Genomic DNA, 13,142 nt, shown 5'->3' with positions numbered 1-13,142 from the left:
CACTGTTTTAACATTAACAGGATTTCGAGGTGTCCTGAATTATTGATCCACTACACCACTTTCTGCACTGATCCTTTCTAATATTCTGACTACGCAGTGAGCTGGTATATTTAAATCAACCTTGACGGCCAGTGCCTCCTGGTTAAAATCATCAACTACGTTGAACAACCTGAGTCGACGCCCGCCCATCAATCAAAGCATCACTCATAAAATCAACTGACCAACAGTGGTTCATTTTTAATGGGGCAACCAACGGTTGGGGATCCCTGTTTGGTAATCGTTTTTTCCCCTTACGCCTAAGATTGAGCTGCAAGAGGTAATATATCCGGTAAACACGTCCCACGTCCCACGTTCCGCATTCCATATCCGCCCTGACTGGCGTAATTTGTCGAACATCAGGCCAAAGCCATACGCCGGATACTACTGTGCCAGTTTCTGCAACGCTTCTATCACCGGAATATCGCGTACAGTATTCGGGCGATAATGTAAAAGGCTACGACTGATACCGATAACTCGGCATCCGCAGCGCTCACTGATCTTATGCTCCGTCATAACGTACTGAACCAGTTCGCGTTTTTCTGATGCCATTATAGTTTTTTTGCCACGATATCCTTAAGAATTTCATGGTCTAAGCTCAGGGAGGCATGCATCTGCTTTAGTCGGCGATTTTCCTCTTCAAGTTCTTTCATGCGCTTGATATCAGAGGATTCCATCCCTCCATATTTAGATTTCCAGCTGTAGTAGCTGGTTTCTGAAACACCATTTTCTCGACAGACATCTTTTACATGCCGGTCACCCTCAACTTATTTCAGAACCATCAGGACCTGAGTTTCAGTAAAACGTACTTTCTTCATGATGGTTCTCCTGTTGATTGTATTTTAACCAGAGAACTCTACTAAGCACTAAGACCTAAATTCAGGGGGGAGTACAGTTGCAGGTCAGTGAGGAATCCACATCGTGATCATGAACCAGTGGCGACATTTATGCCGCCCAAAAAAGCTGTCGACTGGCTAACCTGAATGTTAACTGGACTACACTTCGGGCGGCGTGGGCTACGCGATATCAGGGGCTGCAGACGTATTGATGTGCATCAGCAGCCGGTTGGTCTTATTGCTGTGGCCTAAGAATTCTTTCCCCCTCCACGTGACCTGTGGTTTTATTCAGTCCCTGTTAGCTGAATGTCTGCTGTGTTGTGAATCACCTCTCTTTGATGGTTACCAGCTCAGGCAGGCTGCCATTTGACAAATATTCCCAATACATCCGTAACGGACCCACCTTATCCATATGTGATGTTACATCAATAATCTTGGCATCTGTCATATTTTCTATGCTAGCTTGCATATATTTTACGCGGTATGAGTCTTTTTTGTAAATAACAGGATCTGGGACAGAATCATTTGTAAGTATAATGCTTTTGTTAACACCAAAAGCCTTAGTGAATAAATAGGCGTACTCATAGAGGTTAAGATTGTCTGTTGTGATAATAGTAATAACCTTTCCATTCAATTCTGGATGTTTTTTTATACTTGCGATGAAAGCTCGTTGATACATTACTTCATTAACTTTTGCATGTTGCGCGCTAATAAATAATGAAAACATATATAACATGATAATTATTATTATTGGTTTCTTGAGTGGTTTATATTGTAATGTATAGGCAAATATTAGTGCCAGTATAGGAGCGCAAGAGAAAAGGAAACGCATTGAATTTCCCTGCATATTTACAAAGTCAGAAGTTGATGGCTCTTTCCCTACTGTAATGTATGGGATTATTGTTGCGATAAGCGCAATGACTAAGCCTGCACTAGATATTTTACTCATCTTCTTAGCAGTTAGAATAAAATAAACAACAACTGGTCCAAGACAGAGTGCAATACTTAACGAAAAGGCCTCCCATAGATAGATATTCTGTAAGTTATTTATAGAAATTTTATTGTAGCCAGAATAGAGATCTGTTGTTGTAAAAATTGAGCGCAATATGAAAAATGACACAATAACCCATAGAGAGAATAAAAAAATAGATGTGATATTTTTAAATTTATTCTCTATCGCGTATAGCATAAAGATCGAAAGAATAAGGGGTGCCATTGATGCTTGCTGAAACGTAACTGGAATTAATATTATCGTGAGCAATGGATAACGATTGCATATCACCAACCTTGCACTTAACAGAGCTATGAAAATTGTAGCTGAATGCATCAAATAAATTGTCGAAAAAAAAGTTGACCAGAGAGGAAGAAGTAAATAAAAAATACCTACTAAGGTCGATTCTTTTTCTGATATTTTGTATATCGTCTCTGACAGTCGAGTTATTTCTAGTGCGGAAAAATATAAGAAAAATAATGTTAATATCTGCCCGGAAAACGGGTAAAATTCTTTCAAAAAAGCCAATGGGTCATAGAAGAATGCCGTGAGATATAAACCGGCCTCGCTAAACCATTCATGATAAACGTCGCTACGCCCTAATGATATTGCATGGTCAAGTATTACACCATCCCACATATCTGTTCTCGAAAAGAGTACGGGAATGTACAGGAGAATGAATATTATCAGCAATAGAATACTTTTGTTGTTAGCTATGTTTTTAAACATCTTTATTTCCTCTAATTCAGGTACGTCCATTTCTTATGAATAAAAAAAATCACAGGGGGAACAAATGCTGCGACAAAAATGATGCTGATGACTGGGTTAACAAATAAATATCCGGAAATTGAAGCAATGGAATAAGAGAGTGTAAATCCAATACATGCTGTGATTGCATATCTAAATGTGTTTTTGGCTCTTATTTTTTGTGAAAAAGACCATAATGTGTTAATAAAGTACGAAATAATTGTCGTCATCGTGAAAGCAAAAGCATTAGCAAATGCTGGCGTTAGCAAGTGATTGAAGATTAAAAAAAGAGCAGTGATAAAATGTAAAATTGTCGCTAACATCCCTGTAATAACAAATCGCCGAAACGTTACCGACTTTACTGACATCATTATATTAATATGCATGTTATAAATGTTTTTTTTCTTTTTTCTCGGCATAGCAGAACACCGTTAAACCACCGATCTTATTTTTCTTAAAGAACAGAAAATCTAATGAACAAAGCATCTTTAGTAAAGCATTCACCAACTTGCTGTGTTTTTTAAGCTGAGATTCTTTTTTCTCTGTATTTCGTGAGATAAGACGCGTTGCAATAGCTAATGGTAACACGGAACAAAAATAATAGCATGACCTGTCAATAGACAGACCTGTTAGCTTAACGACATTTTCTAGCTGGTGGCAGGTATATCTTCTTCGGTGCTCAAGGAAGTCATCATGTGAACTCCACAACCATTCGAAGGCTGGCACACTAATTAAAAATTTTGTGCCATAAGGAACTTTATCCACATATTCCTGAAGAAGACCAACATCATCATCAACATGTTCCAGTATATCCATTAGCAATACCAGATCGACGTCGGTTTCACCTACGCTACGCACAAAGTGGATTGGCTTTCCGTTTTCCCTAGAAGATTCTTCTTTCTCGTAGCTGATGTCGACACACCAGGCTTCTTTGGCCGCTGTTTTATTAAGCAATGATTTTGAGAAATAACCAGAACCGGCACCAATGTCCATGATTTTTTTTGGTGAAAAATCACCCAGAAGATTGGTGAGCGCTTTGGCCTTTGAAAGGTAATACCAATGTGTATTAACGTCATCGCCGAGTATTTCTGTTTCTTTAAGATCCATATATTTAATCCTTGTTTTTTTTATAGATCTGGCGAGTTAAAAAAATGGGTCTTCTTTTTGATTCCATATAGGTACGGCCAAGATACTCACCGATAATACCTGTACTCATTAACTGCAAGCCACCAATAAAAAGAATGGTAATAATTAATGATGCATAGCCTGGCACGTCTGTCCCAAAAAATAGTGTTTTTAAGAAAATAAATACCGCATAAAACAGCGATAAAACTGAAAAAATGATTCCGATATAAGTCCATATCTTCAATGGCACTAAACTAAAACTTGTGATGCCTTCGAGTGCGAGTCCCCATAAGCGAAAGCCATTGAATGTAGTGGTACCTGCGATTCTTTCAGGGCGGATGTATTCAACGTTGGTGGTTCTGAATCCCAGCCAAGAAAAAATTCCCTTCATAAAACGATGGGTTTCAGGTAATTGTTTCAATGCTTCGACAACACATCTATCCATTAATCTGAAGTCACCTACATTCTCAGGTATTTTGGTTCTGGACATCTTGTTTATTATCCTATAGAACCAACTGGCGGTTTTCCGTTTCATCAGGGTATCGGACGATCGATCAATTCGCACGCCAAGTACGACTTCATAGCCTTTTTTCCACTCATCAAGCATTTTGAGGATGACTTCTGGCGGATCCTGAAAATCAACATCAATCGGAATAACGACATCACCTGTCGCATTAAATATTCCTGCAGTTAATGCGGCTTCTTTTCCAAAATTACGTGTAAGCTCAACAATTACAACCCGGTCTTCTTTTTCTTGCAAAGAGATTAGCTTAGGTAAAGTCCTGTCGACACTACCATCATCAATGAACACAAATTCAATCTGGTATTCTTTATTCTTAGAAAATAGGTTGTCTACATAGTTGACAAATAACTCAACTGATTCCTCTTCATTAAATACAGGGATGACCAACGAGATCTTTACAAATGAGTCAACACTATAATTATCATCTCTCTGACGAATATACATAATAGCAGTCTTCAATCTCAGTGTTTATAAATTTTTTAGGAAATTTACATTAGCATACCACTACTGAACTGTATATGCTCGTGCGGGTACAGCCAGCTGGCGGGAAATGCTACGAGTATATTTTCACGAATAAAATATGGTTCTGGCGGCGTTGGGTTAAGACGTTTCTGATGGGAGGGCTGATATAATGTTTCAGTTCACTGCCGGCTTGGCAACTTAGAAAGTTATGACTCAGTCAATAGTACACTGCCACCCGGCACGAAAAGCGGGCGGCAACCGTGGTGGTTACTAAGAAAACCAGTCATCCGCGCTTTTCCTCGTTTCCTGCAACACTGAAGTGGTCACGGTTTTAGAACTTTCCAAAAATAATCGCTCTGACTCATTGGGCGTCAATCCACCGTTATATTGGTGGGGGTCTTAACTGGCTGTAATAGCCAATGATGTCATTCGTTATTGCTCTGCTGGCCTCGTTAAAATTAGTATACCCACTGTCTGACACCCACTCCGACTTCAGGCTACGAAAAAAACGCTCCATTGGACTGTTATCCCAGCAATTTCCACGCCGGCTCATGCTTTGTTTCATCCGATACCGCCACAGTAAACGTCTGAATTATCTACTGGTATAGTGACTTCCCTGGTCAGAATGATACATAACGTCTGTCAGTTTCCCCCGAGCTTCTCTGGACATCGTTAACGCTTTTCCTGTCGGGGCTAAGTCCGGCGAAAACGACATCGCCCAACCTATTGGTTTTCAAGAAAATAAATCCAGAACAACCGCCAGATAAGCCCAGCGTTTACCCTCCCATATGTAGGTCACATCGCCACACCAGACTTAATTAGGCTCTGTTACTGCAAACTGGCGGTCCAGATGATTAGGAATATCCACATGCTCTTTTGGGGCTTTTTTGTAGCGATGCTCCAGTTGCTAGCAACTGACAATATTAAGCTCTTTCATTATTTTACTGGCTCGCCAGCGACTTAACTGGACACCTTTTGCACTCACCATCTCGGCAATACTTCTTGCTCCCGCTGAGCCATTACTGACACGGTGTACTTCACAAACCCGTCCCTGTAAGACGATGCGTTTTGCATCAGGTTGCCGTGGCCGACCTAACCAGTAGTGATAACTGCTACGATGGATCCCGAACACATTGCAAATAAAGGCAACAGGAAAGCGCGTCCTGAGTTTCTTAACTAACGAGAATTGTTCAGGGAATCTGACATCAAGAGCGCAGCTTTAGTATTTCTTTTTCCATTTCCAGCCGTTTAATCTGCGCTCTGAGCGACTGGATTTCACGTTGCTCTGGTGTCAGTGCAGGATTGTCCGGCGTCACCCCGCTGACTTCTTCTTTGTACTGGTGTATCCATTTACGCAATTGGCTGGGATCCAGCTCCAGAGCGCGTGCAACCTCAATGGTTGACCGCTGATACTTAACGACCTGCTCAATAGTTTCCAGTTTGAATTCAGGAGAAAAATGACGTTTGGCCTGTTTAGGTTGAGTCATTATCAATTACCTCAATTGGCTGTCATTAAATTAACAGGCTATTGAGGTGTCCGGTATTACTGATCCACTACACCACCGGTTATGGATGACGAGCGTCATCGATGAAGCCACCTGGGAACGCATTGTGTGAGGCCAGTCAGCAGCGCCAAGATTTGGGGCGGATTGGGTACGGCAGAACGGCGAGCTGATCATCAGCGGGGATTGGCTCATCGAGTCTGGGATCACTGATGCGGAACAGTTGGAGGTAACCACCGCGCCCGGTGTGATCCGGTTGCGGCGGCGGGAAGTGGGAGGATTTCGGGCTTAAAAGCAAAGATCCCGGCCTGTTGGCCGGGATTTGTATTATTCGATGGGCATCACTACATATCCATCAAGTATATGAACATCTCCTACATCGCATTCTGGATAAATCCATTCAGCCCAATTGTTGATAACCCATTCGGTGCTTAAAGCCCTACCTTCAGTTGAACCACTTTCAACAGGTAAAGATATTAAAATTAATCCAGCCTTGTGACCTGAAGATACAACCAAGCCGTGAGCATCAAACAAGTCAATAACCATAAAATCTACCCACGCTTCATAAGGCCAAACGGCTGGCAATCTGAAGACTGAACCGCGTTTGATAGATTTATTTTTATAATCAACTAATTTCATTACTTCACCTTTAAATCATGGCCACCGGATTTATCTATGGTGTTAGGGATTTTTTGCATAGAGAAATCAACCTCACCCAAATGCTTACCCTTTGATGTCACAGCCTCAAATCGGCCATGTTGCGTGTCAAGAGCATAAAGATTCCCATCCAGTCCACGGTATACATCACGATTATTTAGTTTGGTCAGTTTGTTGTCTTTGACCATTCCGTTTGCTGCTGCGACCTGTGGAGCTGTCTCCTTGACCATCGCCACTCGTTCTCAGGGAGAAAGGAATGCCAGGTTTTTCTCAAAATCACCAACTGTTGTACCCATAGCGATCTTGATATTTGGATCAACCGCTTTAACAAGATCCGGTACTTTCTTACCCGGCAGCAAAATCCCCGCGATCATCCCGCCCGTGGCTTCCAGCGCCGCCTGATCCCCTTCTGACGCCTGTATCACGCTATCTTTCAGCGCTTCCCAGGTTTCACTCTTCATCAGCGCGGTGACACTGTCCGCCACCGCCTGATTCTTCCCAGACAGGTCGCTCATTGCCTTGCTACAGTAGCTGTCTCCGACTGCACACGCTGCCAGCGCCATTGCTGCATCAGCAGCATAGTCCGCAGAACCTAATGCTGCATCACCGGTATCTGCAAGGGCATTGATAATGCCGTTCGCAATGGAAGACGTTGTACCTTCACCCAGCTTATCCCTGACCTGATTTTTCAAAGATTCAGCGGCCTGTTTCGCCACTTCACGTGCCTGGTCACCGCTCAGCGAGTTATTCTCAACCGCATTCTTCCCAGCCTGCGCTCCGGCAACGGCGTCAGCGGTGCTGTCTCCGGCCAATCCCCCCGACAGTCCTGAAGCTAAGGTGCTTAACGCGCTCAGGGTCTGACGCTGTTCTTCACTCAGATCTTCACGTTTCACCCCCGGGTACATCTGCTGGGCGATATATTCACCCATCGCTGCACCCGAAGCCCCTGACAGCGCACTGTCGCCATTTATTTTGGCGACGACGGCACCCAATACCGCATGAGCCATCAGGTTGGCCTCCTGATTATCTCCCGTACTTTTCTTAATCACTTCAGCCAGATACGGGGCGGAAGCCCCTGCCAGCGCTTTCGCCATATCACCACCGGCCAGACCCTGTATCGCCGCCGTCGCCGCCTGGAGGCCTTGTTGCAGGGGACTGCCCGTACGTGCGAGGCCAGTCAGCAGCGCCAAAATTTGGGGGCGGATTGGGTATCGCACCAACGGTGGCAGGCCGCACCAGCTGCCGCAACTGACCATCAAGGGGAGATGGCTGGAGGCGTTGGGCTTCACCCACGGCCAGCCGGTGAGTATTACCGCCGAACAGGGGAAACTGGTGATCAAGTTGGCGGCTAAAGGGTAAGCAAGAACGCCGGCCAAGGCCGGGGGTACTTTAAAAACCACTTAACGCTACTTCACCGTAATCAAAACTTTTTTCAAGGGAACCATTTATCACAAGATCACATGAATTATAATTATTTATCAAAAGGTTACAGCCATCATCAACAACATTCACCATTCCTGTAAAGCGTAGAGCTAAACCTTCTTTAAATTTAATGATTATATCACCATTGACTTCTTCCACTTTATCAATGAGATATTGATTATCAAAAGGCCTACCATAAGGGCCATCAGGTAAAAAAAAGTAAAATGATTTACGCCCTGATGCCCATTTTTCGATCAGCTCTTTAGTATTCATTTTTTAATGACCCACTCACTTTCAGGAGTTGGTAGGAATATTTGTGTACCTCCTCCAGATAAAGTTGGTTTTGTTCCTGTTGTGCCAGTTTGTGATGCAGCAGCACCTTCATAATACACTGTTCCTTTTGGTATTTTTATAATCGCTTGGTTTTGGAATGTATTTCCCCACTCCGGCAATACCGCGCTATTCATCTGAGACTGCAAAGGTCCTTTTGATGGTTCCGGCGTCCAAAAACGACCATCTGCTTTGGCTGATCCTCCGTAATCTCTGTATAAATAAATATCTTTTTCGGCAACTTTTTCGCTATAAGTTCCACTTCTGAACGTAGATGCAGGTGCTCGTGGATCATTAGGATTACCCAATGGACCTGACTCAAGAGGACCATAATTCTTAATTATCTGAGAGGATTGTGCTTTTTCTGCTGTAGTAATCGTATTTGTAAGTGTTCCTAGCTTACTAGCAGCAGCACTACCCAACACTGGTGATAATGACGCCGCAATAATCCTCATCCCATCATAGGTTTCGATATATGCCGCTGCCGTGGCTTTATCTACGCCAAGTTGCACCATGGCATAGTTCACCTGCTGTTGATTCTGCGCATCAACACTGGTGATATTCAACAGGTTCACTATCTGGCCGTAAGCATCAGAGTATTGCTGGCTCACCTTCGAGTTGTATGGCCCGGTTTCATACTCACCTTTGGCCGTGATAACCTCCAGTCTCGCACTGGCACATGCCGCACTCCCTGCATTACCATTGCTACAGGCATCAATCACTTTCTTGTCGCTGGCGATATCCTTTTCACGCAGTTCATTGATCTTCTGCTGCGCCTGCTCGCGTTCTGCCGGGTCTTTGCTGTTCTGGCGTTTCTGCTTCGCTAACTCAAGCTCTGTCTTTTCAGACACGCTCAGATAGTTATTCTCCACCGCATTCTTCCCAGCCTGCGCTCCGGCAACGGCGTCAGCGGTGCTGTCTCCGGCCAATCCCCCCGACAGTCCTGAAGCTAAGGTGCTTAACGCGCTCAGGGTCTGACGCTGTTCTTCACTCAGATCTTCACGTTTCACCCCCGGGTACATCTGCTGGGCGATATACTCACCCATCGCTGCACCCGAAGCCCCTGACAGCGCACTGTCGCCATTTATTTTGGCGACGACGGCACCCAATACCGCATGAGCCATCAGGTTGGCCTCCTGATTATTTCCCGTACTTTTCTTAATCACTTCAGCCAGATACGGGGCGGAAGCCCCTGCCAGCGCTTTCGCCATATCACCACCGGCCAGACCCTGTATCGCCGCCGTCGCCGCCTGGAGGCCTTGTTGCAGGGGACTGCCCGTGCCGTATTTCTGCATTGCAGCTTGGTATTCTTTTGTCTCGCGCAGCGCTTTCGCATCGCCTTTCAACTCGGGATGATGCTTCAAAGCCTTCTCAAGCCCGTTGATATCCCCCTGCGTCCGCGCAATATCCATTGCCTGACCGCCTATCTCGCCAATCAGTTGCGCTTCCTTCAGCCCGCCTCTGCTCTTTCTCCTTATCAAATATCGGATCGATGCGGTCGTTCGCATTGTCGGTGTCCCGGCTCAGGTCATCAACATTCTGCTGCTGTTTGTCCGTTTCTCGGATGGTTATGCTGCCATCCGCGACTGCCGCCTGCGTGGTGCCCTCGGCATGGCCGTCATTGCCCAGCCCTGACAATGCCACACCGCCCAGATTGCTCAACAGGTCAGAACCCACCGGCCCGCCAGTGCTCAAACTCCCGCCCTGATGTTCAGCCTTGAAATCGGCTTTGTTTTCAATATTGCTGAAGCCCAGTGTACCCGTGTCGAGGCTGATGCTCAGGTTGGCAGAGCCAGTCAGTTTTTCTCATTGGGATTTACCCCCGGCACACCGTTGCAACTGACGCGCCAGCACCACCGGTTATGGATGACGAGCGTTACCGATGAGGCCACCTGGGAAGCGCTGTGTGAGGTCAGGCAGGATTTGGGGGCGGATTGGGTACGGGAGAACGGCGAGGTGATTATCGGCGGCGACTGGCTTACCGAGTCCGGTATCACCAACGCGGAACAACTGGAGGTGACCACCGCGCCCGGTGTGATCCGGTTGCGGCGGCGGGAAGTGGAAGTTTTTAGGGTATAAAAGCAAAAAACCCGGCCAACTGGCCGGGGTTTCTTAATCAGTAAATTTGATGATTTATAATTTATTCTTATTAATTTCATTCACAGTTACTAAAACAGCTTGAATACTTGAGTCAAGATTATCTTCATCCAACCATGAGACACCTTTTCTTTTTAAATGGAACTTTACTGTTGGCAATAATGTTTCATCATCTAACGATATAATAACATTCAAACAGTCAACATAATTTTCATTCCATTTCTTAATTATTGAATTACAAAAAACAATTGAATATTGAAAATACTTTTCACTTACGTAATCTTCTATATGAATAGAATTTACAAAACATTCGAAGGCAATTTCATCCTCGAAAACATCAGGAGTAACAGAGTTACAATAAGCAAGTAGTTTTTTTGATAAAAAACAACCATGTAACTCAACAAAACCTTGTTCTATAATCTCATTTAACTCACAAGGAAGATTGAGTTTTTCTATATCCTCCCAACAAGCAGCCTCAAGATGAGGGAGCATTAAGTAGTTAACTAACATCTTATTTTTCCCCCAGGTATTTAGTCATACCTTTATCTATAGCGTTTTTGAAAGCAGGATCTTTCAACTTATCATTCACACTTTTAGGTGCTTCAGGGAATGTTTGTGTAACAGGATCATAATAGTACTTGTTATTACTATTATCCTGATAATGTATTTGGCCTGCTCTCTTTCCTGGTGCAGGATTCTCAACATCAATTCTCTCTTTCCCTTTACCCATCCACAATGTTTTACTTGGAACCGTTGGGCCATTTATACCGAGCATAGAACCATCTTTATTTAAGGTATAATTAGGCTTACCAGCCTTACTAATTCCTCCAAATGCCGAAGCCGCTGTACTTGCTATAATGCCAGCCTGAACTTCATCCAGTCCATATTCTTTCTGGAGAGCCTCAGAGACTTTATTGGTCGCTATAACTCCGTCGACCTGCATTTGATGCATCCAAGTCGCCGTCAGGTCATACACCATCTTGATCGGGATATCTTCACCCAAGGCACGATCTATAGCCTGCTTCACTGCCAGACTATCCGCCAAGACATCACCATATTTCTGTTGGCAAGTTGTCGGATTGGCTGCACAGTCACTGATTAGCTGTTGCTGCTGGGCAGTACTCAGCTCTTCATATTTCTTAATGATCCCACTACAGTCGCCGCCGCCAGCCTGACAAAATTTCATTTCTGCTGACCAGGCATCTATCTGTTTAGCACTCAGATAGTTATTCTCAACCGCATTCTTCCCAGCCTGCGCTCCGGCAACGGCGTCAGCGGTGCTGTCTCCGGCCAATCCCCCCGACAGTCCTGAAGCTAAGGTGCTTAACGCGCTCAGGGTCTGACGCTGTTCTTCACTCAGATCTTCACGTTTCACCCCCGGGTACATCTGCTGGGCGATATACTCACCCATCGCTGCACCCGAAGCCCCTGACAGCGCACTGTCGCCATTTATTTTGGCGACGACGGCACCCAATACCGCATGAGCCATCAGGTTGGCCTCCTGATTATCTCCCGTACTTTTCTTAATCACTTCAGCCAGATACGGGGCGGAAGCCCCTGCCAGCGCTTTCGCCATATCACCACCGGCCAGACCCTGTATCGCCGCCGTCGCCGCCTGGAGGCCTTGTTGCAGGGGACTGCCCGTGCCGTATTTCTGCATTGCAGCTTGGTATTCTTTTGTCTCGCGCAGCGCTTTCGCATCACCTTTCAACTCGGGATGATGCTTCAAAGCCTTCTCAAGCCCGTTGATATCCCCCTGCGTCCGCGCAATATCCATTGCCTGACCGCCTATCTCGCCAATCAGTTGCGCTTCCTTCAGCCGCCTCTGCTCTTTCTCCTTATCAAATATCGGATCGATGCGGTCGTTCGCATTGTCGGTGTCCCGGCTCAGGTCATCAACATTCTGCTGCTGTTTGTCCGTTTCTCGGATGGTTATGCTGCCATCCGCGACTGCCGCCTGCGTGGTGCCCTCGGCATGGCCGTCATTGCCCAGCCCTGACAATGCCACACCGCCCAGATTGCTCAACAGGTCAGAACCCACCGGCCCGCCAGTGCTCAAACTCCCGCCCTGATGTTCAGCCTTGAAATCGGCTTTGTTTTCAATATTGCTGAAGCCCAGTGTACCCGTGTCAAGGCTGATGCTCAGGTTGGCAGAGCCAGTCAGTTTTTCTCATTGGGATTTACCCCCGGCACACCGTTGCAACTGACGCGCCAGCACCACCGGTTATGGATGACGAGCGTTACCGATGAGGCCACCTGGGAAGCGCTGTGTGAGGTCAGGCAGGATTTGGGGGCGGATTGGGTACGGGAGAACGGCGAGGTGATTATCGGCGGCGACTGGCTTACCGAGTCCGGTATCACCAACGCGGAACAACTGGAGGTGACCACCGCGCCCGGTGTGATCCGGTTGCGGC

At 45.5% G+C, this 13,142-nt stretch carries 9 protein-coding genes and 5 pseudogenes; 2 read left to right on the top strand and 12 right to left on the bottom strand.

Features of this window, described 5'->3' with window-relative positions; all coding sequences use genetic code 11:
* Positions 1-54: 54 nt before the first annotated feature.
* From DJ39_RS17725 to DJ39_RS17715, 10 genes and pseudogenes are all read right to left on the bottom strand, one after another.
* Positions 55-854, bottom strand: a pseudogene (locus DJ39_RS17725) (transposase); the annotation flags it as partial.
* A gap of 343 nt (positions 855-1,197) precedes the next feature.
* A complete protein-coding gene (locus tag DJ39_RS04030; protein WP_038251154.1) occupies positions 1,198-2,592 on the bottom strand; it encodes a hypothetical protein in 1,395 nt (464 codons plus the stop codon).
* An 11-nt stretch (positions 2,593-2,603) separates the two neighbouring features.
* Positions 2,604-2,978 carry a GtrA family protein gene (locus DJ39_RS18435; RefSeq protein WP_367683261.1) on the bottom strand — a complete coding sequence of 125 codons (375 nt, stop codon included), beginning with the start codon at positions 2,976-2,978 and terminating at the stop codon, positions 2,604-2,606.
* Positions 2,979-2,997: 19 nt separating this feature from the next.
* Positions 2,998-3,717 (bottom strand): class I SAM-dependent methyltransferase, encoded by a 720-nt coding sequence (locus tag DJ39_RS04020; protein ID WP_004723345.1) that lies wholly within the window; start codon positions 3,715-3,717, stop codon positions 2,998-3,000.
* A 4-nt stretch (positions 3,718-3,721) separates the two neighbouring features.
* Positions 3,722-4,702: a glycosyltransferase family 2 protein gene (locus tag DJ39_RS04015; RefSeq protein ID WP_004723346.1), complete on the bottom strand. Its 981-nt coding sequence runs from the start codon at positions 4,700-4,702 to the stop codon at positions 3,722-3,724.
* 288 nt (positions 4,703-4,990) lie between these two features.
* Positions 4,991-6,207, bottom strand: a pseudogene (locus DJ39_RS17720) (IS3 family transposase).
* Between the two features lie 342 nt (positions 6,208-6,549).
* Positions 6,550-6,861 carry an Imm45 family immunity protein gene (gene imm45 / locus DJ39_RS04005; RefSeq protein WP_038251150.1) on the bottom strand — a complete coding sequence of 104 codons (312 nt, stop codon included), beginning with the start codon at positions 6,859-6,861 and terminating at the stop codon, positions 6,550-6,552.
* A pseudogene (locus tag DJ39_RS18430) lies at positions 6,861-8,042 on the bottom strand (VENN motif pre-toxin domain-containing protein); the annotation flags it as partial. The gene imm45 and the pseudogene DJ39_RS18430, both read right to left, overlap by 1 nt.
* A gap of 226 nt (positions 8,043-8,268) precedes the next feature.
* Complete coding sequence (locus tag DJ39_RS03995) at positions 8,269-8,574, bottom strand: hypothetical protein (RefSeq protein ID WP_038245716.1); 306 nt, start codon at positions 8,572-8,574, stop codon at positions 8,269-8,271.
* Positions 8,571-10,404 (bottom strand): annotated as a pseudogene (locus DJ39_RS17715) (VENN motif pre-toxin domain-containing protein); the annotation flags it as partial. The pseudogene DJ39_RS17715 and the gene DJ39_RS03995, both read right to left, overlap by 4 nt.
* A gap of 93 nt (positions 10,405-10,497) precedes the next feature.
* Between DJ39_RS17715 and DJ39_RS18420 the strand changes: the two are divergent.
* Positions 10,498-10,710, top strand: coding sequence for a hypothetical protein (locus DJ39_RS18420; protein WP_071708583.1), 213 nt, complete (start codon positions 10,498-10,500; stop codon positions 10,708-10,710).
* 54 nt (positions 10,711-10,764) lie between these two features.
* Here the strand turns inward: DJ39_RS18420 and DJ39_RS03980 are convergent, their stop codons facing one another.
* Both DJ39_RS03980 and DJ39_RS18315 read right to left on the bottom strand, forming a co-directional pair.
* A complete protein-coding gene (locus tag DJ39_RS03980) occupies positions 10,765-11,238 on the bottom strand; it encodes a hypothetical protein (protein WP_038251149.1) in 474 nt (157 codons plus the stop codon).
* 697 nt (positions 11,239-11,935) lie between these two features.
* Positions 11,936-12,865 (bottom strand): annotated as a pseudogene (locus DJ39_RS18315) (VENN motif pre-toxin domain-containing protein); the annotation flags it as partial.
* 93 nt (positions 12,866-12,958) lie between these two features.
* On the opposite strand from DJ39_RS18315, the gene DJ39_RS18415 reads away from it, so the two are divergent.
* The coding region (locus DJ39_RS18415; RefSeq protein WP_248700200.1) for a hypothetical protein at positions 12,959-13,142 on the top strand (184 nt) is incomplete at its 3' end.

Origin of the sequence: Yersinia ruckeri ATCC 29473, from assembly GCF_000754815.1 — a bacterium.
In the GTDB taxonomy this organism is placed as follows: domain Bacteria; phylum Pseudomonadota; class Gammaproteobacteria; order Enterobacterales; family Enterobacteriaceae; genus Yersinia; species Yersinia ruckeri.
Note: the sequence above shows the minus strand (reverse complement) of the source record. Positions and strands in the feature narration are given on the sequence as shown.